Source organism: Pseudomonas sp. GW821-FHT09E12 (genome assembly GCF_059416085.1).
In genome coordinates, this window is sequence record NZ_JBWKOM010000001.1 from 896,245 (window position 1) to 912,821 (window position 16,577).

Sequence of the window (16,577 nt, forward strand, 5' to 3'; positions counted from 1 at the left end):
TGGATTGAACATCTGGCTGCGTTCGAGCGTACCCCAGTTGAATCTGGACGGGAACCTCATGTTCCGCTCATATGCCGTGAAGGCTGCGCAGTTCGTGGCCTACAAGCCTGAAAGCAAAGGGAAAAGCGCCAAACTTGAGCACTGCGCAGGACTCTACGCCGCCACCCCGCCTGCGACCTTTAGACCAATGGACGAGATCGGTTGCATATGAACCGTCGGCGTTTTGCCAGCTACCTATGTATAATGCCGCCGCTGACCACAGAGTCACGACGGCTGAGCGCTCTGCTACTGAAAAAAGGAGCCGAGACTTTCCGCCCAAAGCCGGGTTGTTACCGCAGCCCACCCGCTTGACGCTCGACTGATGCACCCAACATCACCGCGAAGAAACCTCGACATTCGGTTCACGGATGACTTTGAACGAACGCGCTTACCCGGCGCCCCCTCGAGTTTCTGCGCACGCTTTAGCAAAGAAGAGAGTTAATCCGAATATGCCCACCCGCTCGAAGATCATCTATACCTTCACCGACGAAGCCCCCGCCCTCGCCACCTACTCGCTGCTCCCTATCGTCGAAGCCTTCACCGCTTCCGCTGATATTGCCGTGGAAACCCGCGACATCTCTCTCGCAGGGCGTATTCTTGCCAGCTTCCCGGAGCTGCTGGGCGACAAAGCCGTACCGGACCACCTGGCCGAGCTGGGCGACCTGGCTGTAACCCCTGAAGCCAACATCATCAAGCTGCCGAACATCAGTGCTTCGGCACCGCAGCTTCAGGCCGCGATCAAAGAGCTGCAAGCCAAGGGCTACGCCCTGCCGGACTACCCGGAAACCGTGACCAGCGACGCCGACAAAGACGCCAAGGCGCGCTACGACAAGGTCAAGGGCAGCGCCGTGAACCCGGTCCTGCGTGAAGGCAACTCCGACCGCCGCGCTCCGCTGTCGGTCAAGAACTACGCGCGCAAGCACCCGCACAAAATGGGCGCCTGGGCCAAAGACTCCAAGTCCCACGTTGCTCACATGAGCCAGGGCGATTTCTACGGCAGCGAAAAAGCCGCCCTGATCGACGCCCAGGACACTGTGAAGATCGAGTTGATCGCTCAAGACGGTAGCGCTACCGTCCTGAAGGAAAAAACCGCCGTACAAGCCGGCGAGATCCTCGATTGCGCAGTCATGAGCAAAAAGGCCCTGCGGGCTTTCGTTGCCGCCGAGATCGAAGACGCCAAGAAGCAAGGCGTACTGCTGTCGGTGCACCTGAAAGCCACCATGATGAAGGTTTCCGACCCGATCATGTTCGGCCAGATCGTTGCCGAGTTCTATCAGGACGCCCTGAGCAAGCACGCTGATGTGCTGAGCCAGATCGGCTTCAACCTGAACAACGGCATCGGCGACCTGTACGCCCGCATCAAGGCCCTGCCCGCGGAGCAACAAGCACAGATCGAAGCCGACATCCAGGCCGTCTACGCCGTGCGCCCTGCCCTGGCCATGGTCAACTCCGACAAAGGCATCACCAACCTGCACGTGCCGAGCGACGTGATCGTCGACGCCTCGATGCCAGCCATGATCCGTGACTCCGGCAAAATGTGGGGCACCGACGGCCAGTTGCACGACACCAAGGCGCTGATTCCGGATCGCTGCTACGCCACCATCTACCAGGCCGTGATCGAAGACTGCAAGGCCAATGGCGCCTTCGACCCGACCACCATGGGCAGCGTACCGAACGTTGGCCTGATGGCGAAGAAAGCCGAAGAGTACGGCTCCCACGACAAGACCTTTCAGATCAAGGCTGACGGTGTCGTTCGCGTCACCGACAGCAAGGGCAACCTGCTGCTGGAACAGGCCGTCGAAGCCGGCGACATCTTCCGCATGTGCCAGACCAAGGACGCGCCGATCCAGGACTGGGTCAAACTGGCCGTCAACCGCGCTCGCGCCAGCAGCACGCCAGCGATTTTCTGGCTGGACCCGATGCGCGCCCACGACGGCGTGATGATCGAGAAGGTCCAGGCTTACCTGAAGGATCACGACACCGCCGGCCTGGACATCCGCGTGATGTCGCCAGTCGATGCCATGAAGTTCACCCTGGCCCGCACCCGCGAAGGCAAGGACACCATCTCCGTCACCGGCAACGTGCTGCGCGACTACCTGACCGACCTGTTCCCGATCATGGAGCTGGGCACCAGCGCCAAGATGCTGTCGATCGTGCCGCTGATGAACGGTGGCGGCCTGTTCGAAACCGGCGCCGGCGGTTCGGCTCCGAAGCACGTACAACAGCTGCTGGAAGAGAACTTCCTGCGCTGGGATTCCCTGGGTGAGTTCCTGGCCCTGGCCGCTTCCCTGGAGCACCTGGGCAACACCTACAACAACCCGAAAGCGCTGGTACTGGCCAAGACCCTCGACCAGGCAACCGGTCAGTTCCTGGACAACAACAAGTCGCCATCGCGCAAAGTCGGCAACATCGACAACCGCGGCAGCCACTTCTACCTGGCGCTGTACTGGGCCCAGGCCCTGGCCGCCCAGACTGAAGATAGCGCCCTGCAAGCGCAGTTCAGCACCCTGGCCAAGACCCTGACCGAGAACGAAGCGACCATCGTCGCCGAACTCAACGGCGTTCAAGGCAAGCCAGTGGACATCGGCGGCTACTACAGCGCCAACCCTGAGCTGGTGAGCAAGGCCATGCGCCCAAGCGCCACCCTCAACGCGGCTATCGCTGCGCTGGTTTAAGCAACACCGCTGTCATACAAACCCCGGCCAAGTGCCGGGGTTTGTGCTTTTTGGACAACACCCGTAGGACTGGCGTTCGCCTTATGATGACCACCCACTCAAGACAGAGCTTTGTATATGGAATGGCAACCCCACATCACCGTCGCCACCATCGTTGAGGATCAGGGGCGCTTCCTGTTCGTCGAGGAGTTCCAGGGCGAGCAGGCGGTGCTCAACCAGCCCGCCGGGCACCTGGATCCGGACGAAAGCCTGCTCCAGGCGGCCATTCGCGAAACCCTGGAGGAAACCGGCTGGGACATCGAGCTGACCGGCGTGGTCGGCATCTACCTGTACACCGCCCCCAGCAATGGCGTGACCTACCAACGCGTCTGCTTTGCCGGCAAACCGCTCAGGCACCACCCTGACTATCAATTGGACGACGGCATCATCGGCCCGCGCTGGCTGAGCCGCGACGAACTGCTGGCCTTGCGCCCGCAATGGCGCAGCGAGCTGATTATCCGCTGTGTCGACGACTATCTGGCCGGCCAACTGCACAGCCTCGAGCTGATCCGTCCGTCGCTTTAACCGCAGTTTTAGCCTTGCAGGCCTCAGCCTGTTAGAATCGCGTCCTTTTTCAAGACACCCGTTGAATTCCTATGCGTGATCCAGCCCCTTCTGACACCCAAAAGAAGCGCGTCATCGTCGGCATGTCCGGCGGCGTGGACTCTTCCGTTTCCGCCCTCCTGCTGATGGAGCAGGGTTACCAGGTGGAAGGCCTGTTCATGAAGAACTGGGAGGAAGACGACGGAACCGAGTACTGCACCGCCATGGACGACCTCGCGGACGCCCAGGCCGTGTGCGACAAGATCGGCATCAAGCTGCACACCGCCAACTTCGCCGCCGAGTACTGGGACAACGTGTTCGAGCACTTCCTGGCCGAATACAAGGCCGGCCGCACGCCGAACCCGGACATCCTGTGCAACCGTGAAATCAAGTTCAAGGCGTTCCTCGACTACGCCATGATGCTCGGCGCCGACCTGATCGCCACTGGCCACTATGTGCGCCGCCGCGACATCGATGGGCGCACCGAACTGCTCAAGGGCCTGGATCCGAACAAGGATCAGAGTTACTTCCTGCACGCCGTCGGCGGCGAACAGATCGCCAAGACCCTGTTTCCGGTAGGCGAGCTGGAAAAGCCCGAAGTCCGTGCGATTGCCGAGAAACACGACCTGGCCACCGCCAAGAAGAAGGACTCCACCGGTATCTGCTTTATTGGTGAACGACGCTTCAGCGACTTCCTCAAGCAATACCTGCCGGCCCAGCCCGGCGAGATCAAGACCACCGAAGGTGAAGTGATCGGCCGCCACCACGGCCTGATGTACCACACCATCGGCCAGCGCCAGGGCCTGGGCATCGGCGGCCTCAAGGACGCCGGCGATGAGCCGTGGTACGTGCTGATCAAGGACCTGGAACACAACGAGCTGATCGTTGGCCAGGGCAACGATCACCCGTGGCTGTTCTCCCGCGCCCTGCTCGCCTCCGACATCTATTGGGTCAACCCGATCGACCTGAGCCAGCCGCGCCGCCTCACCGCGAAAGTGCGCTACCGCCAGAGCGACCAGCCTTGCACCCTGGAACAGACCGTCAGCGGCTACCGCGCCACCTTCGATGACCCGCAACGCGCGGTCACCCCCGGCCAATCCGTAGTCTTCTATGACGGCGAAATCTGTCTGGGCGGCGGCGTGATCGAAGTCGCAGAGCCCTGGAGCAGCAAGGCATGAGCCCGACCCAGGAGCAACTGACGGCATTGGGCGGCGTGTTTCTCGCCGCCGTGCTGGTGGACAAGATCGCCAAGACCGGCCAGGTCACCGAAGCAGCCTTGAGCTGCATGCTTGGCAGCCTGCTGATCCGCGACCCGAAAGACACCCTGGAAGTCTACGGTGGCGACGACATCAACCTGCGTGAAGGTTATCGCGCCCTGATCGGCGCCCTGGAGCGCGACCCCAGCACCCTGCAGCGCGAGCCATTGCGCTACGCCCTGTCGATGCTCGGCCTGGAGCGCCAGCTGGCCAAGCGCGACGACCTGCTGGAAATCATCGGCAAGCGCCTGCCGCAGATTCAGTCCCAGGTCGAACATTTCGGCCCGGCCCACGAAAACGTGGTTGCCGCTTGCGGCTCGCTGTATCAGGACACCCTGAGCACCTTGCGCCAGCGGATCCAGGTGCATGGCGACATGCGCAACCTGCAGCAACCGAGCAATGCCTCGAAGATCCGCGCCCTGCTGCTGGCCGGCATCCGTTCGGCGCGGCTGTGGCGCCAACTGGGCGGCCATCGCTGGCAGCTGGTGATCAGCCGCCGCAAACTGCTCAAAGAGCTTTATCCACTGATGCGCAGCAGCTGAACTGCGCCCGCAAGACCTTTTGTAGTCAGTAACGCGTAAGACGCTGGTCAGTTGGCAACGGACCGGCGGATATTTTCATGTATGATACGCGCCCCATTTCGTTGCCCGACTGTCCGAGAACACCCCATGCAGCTCTCTTCGCTCACTGCGGTTTCCCCTGTTGACGGCCGCTACGCCGGCAAAACCCAGGCCCTGCGCCCCATTTTCAGCGAATACGGCCTGATCCGTGCTCGCGTCCTGGTCGAAGTGCGCTGGCTCCAGCGCCTGGCCGCCCATTCCGCCATCAGCGAAGTGCCGGCGTTCTCCGCCGAAGCCAACGCCGTGCTGAACACCCTGGCGGAAAACTTCTCTCTGGAGCACGCCGAGCGTGTCAAAGAGATCGAACGCACCACCAACCACGACGTAAAGGCCATCGAGTACCTGCTCAAGGAACAGGCCGCCAAGCTGCCTGAACTGGCCAACGTCAGCGAATTCATCCACTTCGCCTGCACCAGCGAGGACATCAACAACCTGTCCCACGCCCTGATGCTGCGCGAAGGCCGCGACGAAGTGATGCTGCCGCTGATGCGCCAGACCGCCGGGGCTATCCGCGAACTGGCCCTGCGCTTCGCCGACGTGCCGATGCTGTCGCGCACCCACGGCCAGCCGGCCTCGCCGACCACCCTGGGCAAAGAACTGGCGAACGTGGTGTACCGCCTGGAGCGCCAGATCGCTCAGGTCGCCGCCGTGCCACTGCTGGGCAAGATCAACGGTGCCGTGGGCAACTACAACGCACACCTGTCGGCCTACCCGGAAATCGACTGGGAAACCAACGCCCGCGCCTTCATCGAAGACGAGCTGGGCCTGAGCTTCAACCCGTACACCACGCAGATCGAGCCGCACGACTACATCGCCGAGCTGTTCGACGCCATCGCGCGCTTCAACACCATCCTGATCGACTTCGATCGCGATATCTGGGGTTACATCTCCCTGGGCTACTTCAAGCAGCGCACCATCGCCGGCGAAATCGGTTCCTCGACCATGCCGCACAAGGTCAACCCGATCGACTTCGAAAACTCCGAAGGCAACCTGGGTATCGCCAACGCGCTGTTCCAGCACCTGGCGAGCAAACTGCCGATCTCCCGCTGGCAGCGCGACCTGACCGACTCCACCGTCCTGCGTAACCTGGGCGTCGGTTTCGCCCACAGCGTGATCGCTTACGAAGCCAGCCTCAAAGGCATCAGCAAGCTGGAGCTCAACGCCCAGAAGATCGCCGAAGACCTGGACGCCTGCTGGGAAGTCCTGGCCGAGCCGATCCAGACCGTGATGCGCCGCTACAACATCGAAAACCCGTACGAAAAACTCAAGGAACTGACGCGCGGCAAGGGCATCAGCCCTGAAGCACTGCAGACCTTCATCGACGCGTTGGAAATGCCTGAAGCCGCCAAGGCCGAGCTGAAAAAGCTCACCCCGGCCAGCTACATCGGCAATGCCGCGGCGCAAGCCAAACGCATCTGATCGATGGCAAGACCTTTGACGCCCGGCAGCGCCGGGCGTTTTTATTCCCGTATGAAAAGTGCATTTTTTCAATAGGTTACACATGAATCCTGATATTCCTCTTCAACTTCTGGGCGGCATCAGCGCACGGGAATTCCTGCGTGACTACTGGCAGAAAAAGCCCCTGCTGATCCGTCAGGCCCTGCCCGACTTCGAAAGCCCGATCGACGCCGACGAACTGGCCGGCCTGGCGCTGGAAGAAGAGGTCGAATCGCGCCTGGTCATCGAGCACGGCGAACGCCCTTGGGAACTGCGTCGCGGCCCGTTCGCCGAAGACGAATTCAGCAAGCTGCCGGAGCGTGACTGGACCCTGCTGGTCCAGGCCGTCGACCAGTTCGTGCCGGAAGTCGCCGAACTGCTGGAGCATTTCCGTTTCCTGCCGAGTTGGCGTATCGACGATGTGATGATCAGCTTCGCCGCTCCCGGCGGTAACGTCGGCCCGCACTTCGATAACTACGATGTGTTCCTGCTGCAAGGCCACGGCAAGCGCAACTGGAAGATCGGCCAGATGTGCGACGCCGAAAGCCCGCTGCTGCAGCACGCGGACCTGCGCATCCTCGCCGAGTTCGAAGAAACCGAAAGCTGGGTCCTGGAACCCGGCGACATGCTCTACCTGCCACCGCGCCTGGCCCACTACGGCGTCGCGGTGAACGACTGCATGACCTACTCGGTGGGCTTCCGCGCGCCGAGCGCCGCCGAAGTGCTGACCCACTTCACCGACTTCCTCAGCCAGTACCTGCCGGATGAAGAGCGCTATACCGACGCCGACGTGCAACCTGTCAGCGACCCGCACCAGATCCAGCACGACGCCCTCGATCGCCTCAAGGGCCTGCTGGCCGAGCACATGAGCGACGAGCGCATGCTGCTGACCTGGTTCGGCCAGTTCATGACCGAGCCGCGCTACCCGGAACTGGTGGTCGGCCCCGAGCTGGAAGAAGAAGACCTGCTCGGCAGCCTCGAACAGGGCGCCATCCTGATCCGCAACCCGAGCGCGCGCCTGGCCTGGTCCGAAGTCGACGACGACCTGCTGCTGTTCGCCAGCGGCCAGAGCCGCTACCTGCCGGGCAAGCTGCGCGAACTGCTGAAGATGATTTGCGCCGCCGACGCGCTGCACCTCGACAACCTTGGCCCATGGCTGGCGGACGACGATGGACGCAGCCTGCTGTGCGAACTGGTCAAGCAAGGAAGCCTGGGATTTGCCGATGAATAAGATTCGCGTACGTGTCGCAGACTGGCAAAAGGATAACGCCGAGATCCGGCGCATTCGTGAAGCGGTGTTCATCATCGAGCAATCCGTCCCCCCTGAACTGGAGTGGGACGCCGACGACGACAGCGCGGTGCATTTCCTCGCGCTCGAAGGCGACTTTCCGATCGGCACCGCACGCCTGCTGCCCGATGGGCAGATCGGCCGGGTATCGGTACTCAAGGACTGGCGCGGCCTGAAGGTCGGCGATGCGCTGATGCAGGCAGTGATCGGCGAAGCCGAGAAACGTGGCCTCAAGCAGCTGATGCTCAGCGCCCAGGTCCAGGCTACCGCCTTCTATGAGCGCCTGGGTTTCAGCATCGTCAGCGAGGAGTTCCTGGAAGCGGGCATTCCTCACGTCGACATGGTTCGCGGCAACGCCTGAGCAAGCCCCGCGCAGCAGCGGACCTGCTGACGATGTCCTGCCAAGCGTCACAAAACGCCCCGGTCTCCCCGGATCCAGCAAGCTAAGCTGGCTCCAGGGAGGCTGGGGCGTTTTGCCATCGGCGATTCAACTTGCCCCACCGCAGGCCGACAAACTGTCAAACTCAAGGCTTCCACCCCTAGCGGAGATAACGGACATGTCCCTACGCACCCTGCTCACGACGCTGCTGCTGACTGCAAGCTTTTCAGTCTCGGCCGCGACCGAGATCGTGCCCCTGAACAACCGCACCAGCGCCGACCTGCTGCCCGTCGCACAGAACTTCCTCGGCAAGGAAGGCCAGGTCAGCGCCTACGGCAACCAGCTGATCGTCAATGCGGAACCGGAGAAGATCGAGGAACTGCGCGCCTTCATCGCGCAACTGGATACCGCCGCCAAACGCCTGCTGATCACGGTCGACACCAACGAAAACAACACCCAGAACAACCAGGGTTATTCGCTCAACGGCGCGCCGCAAACCCGCATCATCAGCCGCAGCACCGTCAGCCGCGATGGCGGCATCCAGCAGATCCAGGCCAGCGAAGGCATACCGGCCCTGATCCAGGTCGGCCAGAGCGTGCCGCTGACCACCACCCAGACCGATCCTTACGGCCGCCTGCAGAACCAGACCCAGTATCGCAACGTCACCCAGGGTTTCTACGTCACGGCCAGCGTCACCGGCGAAACCGTCCACCTGAGCATCAGTACCAACCGTGACCGCATGAGCCAGGAACGTCCCGATGTAGTGAATGTGCAAAGTACCGACACAACTGTCAGCGGCCGTCTTGGCGAGTGGATCACCCTGGCCGGCGTCAATCGCCAGAACCAGGCCGACAAACAGGCTACAACCCGCAGCTACTCGACTCAGGGCCGGGATGACATGACCTTGCGAGTGAAAGTCGACGCCTTGGACTAAAGCACCGGAAACTGACTGATTAGTCGTATTAGACCAAAGATGTAGTGGTGAAAAAAAAGCACTACAAAACGTTTGACGAGGCAAAAAACCGAAGGCATGATGGCCTCGCTCCCGCTAATCAGGGGCCCTGGCAAGGGCCTTCGGATCGCTGCTCTAACCTACCCACCTGAGCCGATTCGTGTCTGTACCGCCCACAAGGTGTGTTTGACGAGATTGCGACTGGAACGAGGTTGTCCCGAGGGACGGAAGCTAATTAGGTAGATCGGCAACACACTGATGGTTCGTATGAAGGCCCACGACGCCCGAATGCGCCCGACAGCTGGCCCTCACCTGCTCACTTTCCCCTTGAGCCCATCGTTCAACCGTCGCCATCGCGTCATACCCGACTTGACCGCCTAAGCTTCTGGTCAGCGAGCAGCCAACTACGCACCCTTTGACCTGCGTATCTGGCGAGTCGGAATTTTCCGCCCAAGAACGACTTTTCACACAAGACGCGACGAGGTTTATCTCCATGGCACTGACACGCGAACAGCAAATTGCAGCCCTTGAAAAAGACTGGGCTGAAAACCCGCGCTGGAAAGGCGTGACTCGCACTTATTCCGCTGCCGACGTTGTCCGTCTGCGTGGCTCGGTTCAACCTGAGCACACCCTGGCACGCATGGGCGCCGAGAAGCTCTGGAACCTGGTGACCCAGGGTGCCAAACCGTCCTTCCGTCCTGAGAAAGATTTCGTCAACTGCATGGGCGCCCTGACCGGCGGCCAGGCTGTACAGCAAGTCAAAGCCGGCATCCAGGCGATCTACCTGTCGGGCTGGCAGGTTGCCGCGGACAACAACTCCGCCGAATCGATGTACCCGGACCAGTCGCTGTACCCGGTGGACTCCGTGCCAACCGTGGTCAAGCGCATCAACAACTCGTTCCGTCGCGCCGACCAGATCCAGTGGAAGTCCGGCAAGAACCCGGGCGACGAAGGCTACATCGACTACTTCGCACCGATCGTGGCTGACGCCGAAGCCGGTTTCGGCGGCGTGCTGAACGCCTACGAGCTGATGAAAAGCATGATCGAAGCAGGCGCCGCTGGCGTTCACTTCGAAGACCAACTGGCTTCCGTGAAGAAATGCGGCCACATGGGCGGCAAGGTACTGGTTCCGACCCAGGAAGCCGTGCAGAAGCTGACCGCTGCCCGTCTGGCGGCCGACGTTGCCGGCGTACCGACCATCATCCTGGCCCGCACCGACGCTAACGCCGCCGACCTGCTGACCTCCGACTGCGACCCGTACGACCAGCCGTTCGTGACCGGCACCCGCACCCAGGAAGGCTTCTATAAAGTGCGCGCCGGCCTCGACCAGGCCATCGCTCGCGGCCTGGCCTACGCGCCGTATGCCGACCTGATCTGGTGCGAAACCGCCAAGCCGGACCTGGACGAAGCCCGTCGCTTCGCCGAAGCGATCAAGAAGGAATACCCGGACCAGATCCTGTCGTACAACTGCTCGCCTTCCTTCAACTGGAAGAAGAACCTGGACGACGCGACCATCGCCAAGTTCCAGCGCGAACTGTCCGCCATGGGCTACAAGCACCAGTTCATCACCCTGGCCGGCATTCACAACATGTGGCACAGCATGTTCAACCTGGCGCACGACTACGCCCGCAACGACATGACCGCCTACGTGAAGCTGCAGGAGCAGGAATTCGCCGACGCCGCCAAGGGTTACACCTTCGTGGCTCACCAGCAGGAAGTGGGCACCGGCTACTTCGACGACATGACCACCGTGATCCAGGGCGGCTCGTCTTCGGTAACCGCACTGACCGGCTCCACCGAAGAAGAACAGTTCCACTGATTCGACTTCGCGCTGAAAAACGGCCATTGCAGACCCGGTAAAAGCTAACTGCAGTGCTGCACATCTGACGCCCCGACTGGTTCGGGGCGTTTTTTTGCCTGCAGCTTTTGCAGGCATCACCGGCAACCCCCAAGCTGCGACAGCAACGAGCCTGCTCGCGACGACGTCGGCCCGGACACCCTGCCAATCAGGCAAAACATTGATCCAGAGCGGTATGCGTGGAGAAAAAAGCGGGTAAAAGGGGCTCGCTCGCAACTTGCAGTAACGAGCATATAAAAGACAACTTAGCGGCTCTTCATGGAAACCATTGTTTAAAAGCGGCGCCAAATAATATTGATTATCATTTAGAAGCAATAATGTTCGTTACAGCGAGGACAAAACATAATTAACAAAACACCCGCTAATGCCCACAGGCCGTGGCTTACGGGGCTTGCAAGGGGAGCTACGTCCTTATTCCGCTAAATAATTTCGCCATGAAAATTTACTTGCCCGGTGTTTAGCCATAAAATCACGGCGATTGATTGCACTGCGACATATCGTCACTGCTTTATTTCTTTATCAAGCTCAGAGACCTTTGCTCTCTGTTAAGGATTACCAGCATGCCCGAAGCGACAGGACTCATGGCCCACAACTGGGGCTTTGCCATTTTCCTTCTGGGTGTAGGCGGCCTCTGCGCCTTCATGCTCGGCGTCTCCAGCCTCCTCGGGTCAAAAGCCTGGGGCCGCAGCAAAAACGAACCGTTCGAGTCCGGCATGCTACCTACCGGTGGCGCCCGCTTGCGGCTCTCAGCCAAATTCTATCTGGTCGCGATGCTCTTCGTGATCTTCGATATCGAAGCCCTCTTTCTCTTTGCCTGGTCTGTGTCCGTCCGCGAAAGCGGCTGGACCGGATTCGTCGAAGCTCTCGTTTTCATAGCAATTCTGTTGGCAGGTCTTGTCTACCTTTGGCGGGTGGGGGCTCTTGATTGGGCTCCGGAAGGTCGCCGTAAGCGGCAGGCGAAGCTAAAACAATGAGGCTTTGGCGATGCAATACAATCTCACCAGGATCGACCCCGATGCTCCTAACGAGCAGTATCCGATCGGCGAACGGGAAACCGTTTCCGATCCGTTAGAAGATCAAGTCCACAAAAACATCTTCATGGGCAAGCTGGAAGACGTGCTGAGCGGCGCGGTCAACTGGGGGCGTAAGAACTCCCTGTGGCCGTACAACTTCGGCCTGTCCTGCTGCTACGTGGAAATGACCACTGCCTTCACGGCGCCCCACGACATCGCGCGCTTCGGCGCCGAAGTTATCCGGGCATCACCGCGCCAGGCGGATTTCATGGTTATTGCCGGAACCTGCTTCATCAAGATGGCGCCGATCATTCAGCGTCTCTACGAGCAAATGCTCGAGCCGAAGTGGGTCATCTCCATGGGTTCGTGCGCCAACTCCGGTGGCATGTACGACATCTATTCCGTCGTTCAAGGGGTAGACAAGTTCCTGCCCGTGGACGTCTACGTGCCTGGCTGCCCGCCCCGCCCTGAAGCTTTTCTGCAAGGCCTGATGCTCTTGCAGGAGTCGATTGGCCAGGAGCGTCGCCCACTTTCCTGGGTCGTCGGTGACCAAGGCGTGTATCGCGCCGAAATGCCGTCGCAAAAGGAACAGCGCCGCGAACAGCGTATTCAGGTAACCAACCTGCGCAGCCCCGACGAAGTCTGATTCCAGAACGCTTCTTACAAAGAACGAAAAACTGGCTTCATTCTTTACGTTGACCGAAAGCGATAAAAAACCATGACTACAGGCAGTGCTCTGTACATCCCGCCTTATAAGGCAGACGACCAGGATGTGGTCGTCGAACTCAATAACCGTTTTGGCCCTGAGGCGTTCACCGCCCAGGCCACCCGCACCGGCATGCCGGTGCTGTGGGTTACCCGTGCCAAACTCGTCGAAGTCCTGACCTTCCTGCGCAACCTGCCCAAGCCGTACGTCATGCTCTATGACCTGCATGGCGTGGACGAGCGTCTGCGCACCAAGCGTCAAGGGCTGCCAGGCGCCGACTTCAGCGTGTTCTACCACCTGCTGTCGATCGAACGTAATAGTGACGTAATGATCAAGGTCGCCTTGTCCGAGAGCGACCTCAGCTTGCCGACCGTGACCGGTATCTGGCCGAACGCCAACTGGTACGAGCGTGAAGTCTGGGACATGTTCGGCATCGACTTCGCCGGCCACCCTCACCTGTCGCGCATCATGATGCCGCCGACCTGGGAAGGTCACCCGCTGCGCAAGGACTTCCCGGCGCGCGCCACCGAGTTCGATCCGTTCAGCCTGACCCTGGCCAAGCAACAACTGGAAGAAGAAGCCGCGCGCTTCAAGCCGGAAGACTGGGGCATGAAGCGTTCCGGCGCCAACGAGGACTACATGTTCCTCAACCTGGGCCCGAACCACCCTTCGGCCCACGGTGCCTTCCGCATCATCCTGCAGCTGGACGGCGAAGAGATCGTCGACTGCGTACCGGACATCGGCTACCACCACCGTGGCGCCGAGAAGATGGCCGAGCGTCAGTCCTGGCACAGCTTCATCCCGTACACCGACCGTATCGACTACCTCGGCGGCGTGATGAACAACCTGCCGTACGTGCTCTCGGTCGAGAAACTGGCCGGGATCAAGGTGCCGGAGAAGGTCGACGTCATCCGCATCATGATGGCCGAGTTCTTCCGGATCACCAGCCACCTGCTGTTCCTGGGCACCTACATCCAGGACGTCGGCGCCATGACCCCGGTGTTCTTCACCTTCACCGACCGTCAGCGCGCCTACACCGTGATCGAAGCGATCACCGGTTTCCGCCTGCACCCGGCCTGGTACCGCATCGGCGGCGTCGCCCACGACCTGCCGCGCGGCTGGGAAAAACTGGTGAAAGACTTCGTCGACTGGCTGCCCAAGCGCCTCGACGAATACACCAAGGCCGCCCTGCAGAACAGCATCCTCAAGGGTCGTACCATCGGCGTCGCCGCCTACAACACCAAGGAAGCCCTGGAATGGGGCGTCACCGGTGCCGGCCTGCGTTCCACCGGTTGCGATTTCGACCTGCGTAAAGCGCGCCCCTACTCCGGCTACGAGAACTTCGAATTCGAAGTTCCGCTGGCGGCCAACGGCGATGCCTACGACCGCTGCATGGTCCGCGTCGAAGAGATGCGCCAGAGCATCAAGATCATCGACCAGTGCCTGCGCAACATGCCGGAAGGCCCGTACAAGGCGGACCACCCGCTGACCACGCCGCCACCGAAAGAGCGCACGCTGCAGCACATCGAGACCCTGATCACGCACTTCCTGCAGGTTTCGTGGGGCCCGGTCATGCCGGCCAACGAGTCCTTCCAGATGATCGAAGCGACCAAGGGCATCAACAGTTATTACCTGACGAGCGATGGCGGCACCATGAGCTACCGCACCCGGATCCGCACTCCGAGCTTCGCCCACCTGCAGCAGATCCCTTCGGTGATCCGCGGCAGCATGGTCGCGGACTTGATCGCGTACCTGGGTAGTATCGACTTCGTTATGGCCGACGTGGACCGCTAAGCATGAACAGCACGCTCATCCAGACAGACCGTTTCGCCCTGAGCGAAACCGAGCGCTCGGCCATCGAGCACGAGTTGCATCACTACGAAGACCCGCGCGCGGCGTCTATCGAAGCCCTGAAGATCGTCCAGAAGGAACGTGGCTGGGTGCCTGATGGCGCGCTCTACGCCATCGGCGAGATCCTCGGCATCCCGGCCAGCGACGTAGAAGGCGTGGCGACGTTCTACAGCCAGATCTTCCGTCAGCCGGTCGGCCGTCACATCATCCGTGTCTGCGACAGCATGGTCTGCTACATCGGCGGCCACGAGTCCGTGGTCAGCCAGATCCAGAGCGAGCTGGGCATTGGCCTCGGCCAGACCACCGCCGACGGCCGCTTCACCCTGCTGCCGGTATGCTGCCTGGGCAACTGCGACAAGGCCCCGGCGCTGATGATCGACGACGACACTTTCGGCGACGTGCAGCCTGCTGGCGTGGCCAAACTGTTGGAGGGCTACGTATGACCCTGACATCCTTCGGCCCTGCCAACCGCATCCAGCGCAGTCCGGAAACCCATCCGCTGACCTGGCGCCTGCGCGACGACGGCGAGCCGGTATGGCTCGACGAGTACCAGGCCAAGAACGGCTACGCCGCTGCGCGCAAGGCCTTCGCCGACCTGTCCCAGGACGACATCGTCCAGACCGTCAAGGACGCCGGCCTCAAGGGCCGCGGCGGCGCGGGCTTCCCCACTGGTGTGAAATGGGGCCTGATGCCCAAAGACGAATCCATGAACATCCGCTACCTGCTGTGCAACGCGGATGAAATGGAACCCAACACCTGGAAAGACCGCATGCTGATGGAGCAACTGCCCCATCTGCTGATCGAAGGCATGCTGATCAGCGCCCGCGCGCTGAAAACCTATCGCGGCTACATCTTCCTGCGGGGCGAGTACACCACCGCCGCCAAGCACCTCAACCGTGCCGTGGAAGAAGCCAAGGCCGCAGGCCTGCTGGGCAAGAACATCCTCGGCTCGGGCTTCGACTTCGAGCTGTTCGTCCACACCGGCGCCGGGCGTTACATCTGCGGTGAAGAAACCGCACTGATCAACTCCCTCGAAGGCCGCCGTGCCAATCCGCGCTCCAAACCGCCCTTCCCTGCCGCCGTCGGCGTGTGGGGCAAGCCGACCTGCGTGAACAACGTCGAGACCCTGTGCAACGTGCCGGCGATCATCGGCGACGGCGTGGAGTGGTACAAATCCCTCGCTCGCGAAGGCAGTGAAGACCACGGCACCAAGCTGATGGGCTTCTCCGGCAAAGTGAAGAACCCTGGCCTGTGGGAGCTGCCGTTCGGCGTGACCGCGCGCGAGCTGTTCGAAGACTATGCCGGTGGCATGCGCGACGGCTTCAAGCTCAAGTGCTGGCAGCCCGGCGGCGCCGGTACCGGTTTCCTGTTGCCCGAGCACCTGGATGCGCAAATGTACGCCGGCGGCATCGCCAAGGTAGGCACCCGCATGGGTACCGGCCTGGCCATGGCAGTCGACGACAGCATCAACATGGTCTCGCTGCTGCGCAACATGGAAGAGTTCTTTGCCCGCGAATCCTGCGGCTTCTGCACCCCTTGCCGCGATGGCCTGCCGTGGAGCGTCAAGCTGCTGCGCGCCCTAGAGAAAGGCGAAGGGCAAGCCGGCGATATCGAGACCCTGCTGGGTCTGGTCGGTTTCCTCGGCCCAGGCAAGACCTTCTGTGCTCACGCACCGGGCGCCGTGGAGCCATTGGGCAGTGCCATCAAGTATTTCCGTCCAGAGTTCGAGGCCGGCATCGCAGCCACCAGTGCTGCAGCCGTCCCGCCCCTGGCCCGGCCGATCGTAGTCGGCGCGTAAACGTATCGAACGAGGGTGGTCCGTGCCGCCCTCGTATCGCCTGAAGACGCCGCGACGCGCCAGGCGAGCACCAAGATTCCATTAGCCACGCCCGCTGACACCGGGCCAACGAAGAACTTTGAA

Annotated in this window: 14 protein-coding genes; all 14 read left to right on the plus strand. The window is 61.3% G+C overall.

Going from position 1 to position 16,577, the window contains the following annotated elements; translation table 11 throughout:
• Nucleotides 1–488: 488 nt before the first annotated feature.
• The 14 genes from AC07PQ_RS04025 to nuoF all read left to right on the plus strand — a co-directional run bounded on the left by AC07PQ_RS04025 (nucleotide 489) and on the right by nuoF (nucleotide 16,454).
• Complete coding sequence (locus AC07PQ_RS04025) at nucleotides 489–2,714, plus strand: NADP-dependent isocitrate dehydrogenase (RefSeq protein WP_007929198.1); 2,226 nt, start codon at nucleotides 489–491, stop codon at nucleotides 2,712–2,714.
• A 117-nt stretch (nucleotides 2,715–2,831) separates the two neighbouring features.
• Entirely contained in the window at nucleotides 2,832–3,278 is a 447-nt protein-coding gene (locus tag AC07PQ_RS04030) for an NUDIX hydrolase (RefSeq protein WP_007929196.1), read from the plus strand.
• 71 nt (nucleotides 3,279–3,349) lie between these two features.
• Nucleotides 3,350–4,474 carry a tRNA 2-thiouridine(34) synthase MnmA gene (gene mnmA, locus AC07PQ_RS04035; RefSeq protein WP_007929194.1) on the plus strand — a complete coding sequence of 375 codons (1,125 nt, stop codon included), beginning with the start codon at nucleotides 3,350–3,352 and terminating at the stop codon, nucleotides 4,472–4,474.
• The gene (gene hflD, locus AC07PQ_RS04040) at nucleotides 4,471–5,094 is read left to right on the plus strand and encodes a high frequency lysogenization protein HflD (RefSeq protein ID WP_007929193.1); all 624 of its coding nucleotides are present in this window, start codon (nucleotides 4,471–4,473) and stop codon (nucleotides 5,092–5,094) included. Before mnmA ends, hflD begins: the two co-directional genes overlap by 4 nt.
• Nucleotides 5,095–5,220: 126 nt before the next feature.
• Complete coding sequence (gene purB / locus AC07PQ_RS04045) at nucleotides 5,221–6,591, plus strand: adenylosuccinate lyase (RefSeq protein ID WP_493184387.1); 1,371 nt, start codon at nucleotides 5,221–5,223, stop codon at nucleotides 6,589–6,591.
• Between the two features lie 82 nt (nucleotides 6,592–6,673).
• The gene (locus AC07PQ_RS04050) at nucleotides 6,674–7,840 is read left to right on the plus strand and encodes a ribosomal protein uL16 3-hydroxylase (protein ID WP_007929191.1); all 1,167 of its coding nucleotides are present in this window, start codon (nucleotides 6,674–6,676) and stop codon (nucleotides 7,838–7,840) included.
• Nucleotides 7,833–8,258 carry a GNAT family N-acetyltransferase gene (locus AC07PQ_RS04055; RefSeq protein WP_007929190.1) on the plus strand — a complete coding sequence of 142 codons (426 nt, stop codon included), beginning with the start codon at nucleotides 7,833–7,835 and terminating at the stop codon, nucleotides 8,256–8,258. The genes AC07PQ_RS04050 and AC07PQ_RS04055 overlap by 8 nt, the downstream gene beginning before the upstream one ends.
• A 196-nt stretch (nucleotides 8,259–8,454) precedes the next feature.
• Complete coding sequence (locus tag AC07PQ_RS04060) at nucleotides 8,455–9,210, plus strand: secretin N-terminal domain-containing protein (RefSeq protein ID WP_087091622.1); 756 nt, start codon at nucleotides 8,455–8,457, stop codon at nucleotides 9,208–9,210.
• Between the two features lie 511 nt (nucleotides 9,211–9,721).
• Nucleotides 9,722–11,047 (plus strand): isocitrate lyase, encoded by a 1,326-nt coding sequence (gene aceA / locus AC07PQ_RS04065; RefSeq protein WP_007929188.1) that lies wholly within the window; start codon nucleotides 9,722–9,724, stop codon nucleotides 11,045–11,047.
• Nucleotides 11,048–11,646: 599 nt separating this feature from the next.
• Nucleotides 11,647–12,060, plus strand: a complete 414-nt coding sequence (locus AC07PQ_RS04070; protein WP_007929187.1) for an NADH-quinone oxidoreductase subunit A — start codon at nucleotides 11,647–11,649, stop codon at nucleotides 12,058–12,060.
• A 10-nt stretch (nucleotides 12,061–12,070) separates the two neighbouring features.
• Entirely contained in the window at nucleotides 12,071–12,745 is a 675-nt protein-coding gene (locus AC07PQ_RS04075) for a NuoB/complex I 20 kDa subunit family protein (protein WP_007929186.1), read from the plus strand.
• A gap of 72 nt (nucleotides 12,746–12,817) precedes the next feature.
• Nucleotides 12,818–14,599, plus strand: coding sequence for an NADH-quinone oxidoreductase subunit C/D (nuoC, locus tag AC07PQ_RS04080; protein ID WP_007929185.1), 1,782 nt, complete (start codon nucleotides 12,818–12,820; stop codon nucleotides 14,597–14,599).
• 2 nt (nucleotides 14,600–14,601) lie between these two features.
• Nucleotides 14,602–15,099, plus strand: coding sequence for an NADH-quinone oxidoreductase subunit NuoE (nuoE, locus tag AC07PQ_RS04085; protein ID WP_007929184.1), 498 nt, complete (start codon nucleotides 14,602–14,604; stop codon nucleotides 15,097–15,099).
• On the plus strand, nucleotides 15,096–16,454 hold the full coding sequence (gene nuoF / locus AC07PQ_RS04090; RefSeq protein ID WP_009044590.1) for an NADH-quinone oxidoreductase subunit NuoF: 1,359 nt from the start codon (nucleotides 15,096–15,098) through the stop codon (nucleotides 16,452–16,454). Before nuoE ends, nuoF begins: the two co-directional genes overlap by 4 nt.
• Nucleotides 16,455–16,577: the final 123 nt, after the last annotated feature.

Bases quoted from the DNA above. Each gene is read 5' to 3' on its own strand.
- AC07PQ_RS04075 (WP_007929186.1), top strand. From the start codon at position 12,071: ATGCAATACAATCTCACCAGGATCGACCCCGATGCTCCTAACGAGCAG.
- hflD (WP_007929193.1), top strand. From the start codon at position 4,471: ATGAGCCCGACCCAGGAGCAACTGACGGCATTGGGCGGCGTGTTTCTC.
- nuoC (WP_007929185.1), top strand. From the start codon at position 12,818: ATGACTACAGGCAGTGCTCTGTACATCCCGCCTTATAAGGCAGACGAC.
- purB (WP_493184387.1), top strand. From the start codon at position 5,221: ATGCAGCTCTCTTCGCTCACTGCGGTTTCCCCTGTTGACGGCCGCTAC.
- nuoE (WP_007929184.1), top strand. From the start codon at position 14,602: ATGAACAGCACGCTCATCCAGACAGACCGTTTCGCCCTGAGCGAAACC.
- mnmA (WP_007929194.1), top strand. From the start codon at position 3,350: ATGCGTGATCCAGCCCCTTCTGACACCCAAAAGAAGCGCGTCATCGTC.
- AC07PQ_RS04055 (WP_007929190.1), top strand. From the start codon at position 7,833: ATGAATAAGATTCGCGTACGTGTCGCAGACTGGCAAAAGGATAACGCC.
- nuoF (WP_009044590.1), top strand. From the start codon at position 15,096: ATGACCCTGACATCCTTCGGCCCTGCCAACCGCATCCAGCGCAGTCCG.
- aceA (WP_007929188.1), top strand. From the start codon at position 9,722: ATGGCACTGACACGCGAACAGCAAATTGCAGCCCTTGAAAAAGACTGG.
- AC07PQ_RS04060 (WP_087091622.1), top strand. From the start codon at position 8,455: ATGTCCCTACGCACCCTGCTCACGACGCTGCTGCTGACTGCAAGCTTT.
- AC07PQ_RS04025 (WP_007929198.1), top strand. From the start codon at position 489: ATGCCCACCCGCTCGAAGATCATCTATACCTTCACCGACGAAGCCCCC.
- AC07PQ_RS04070 (WP_007929187.1), top strand. From the start codon at position 11,647: ATGCCCGAAGCGACAGGACTCATGGCCCACAACTGGGGCTTTGCCATT.
- AC07PQ_RS04030 (WP_007929196.1), top strand. From the start codon at position 2,832: ATGGAATGGCAACCCCACATCACCGTCGCCACCATCGTTGAGGATCAG.
- AC07PQ_RS04050 (WP_007929191.1), top strand. From the start codon at position 6,674: ATGAATCCTGATATTCCTCTTCAACTTCTGGGCGGCATCAGCGCACGG.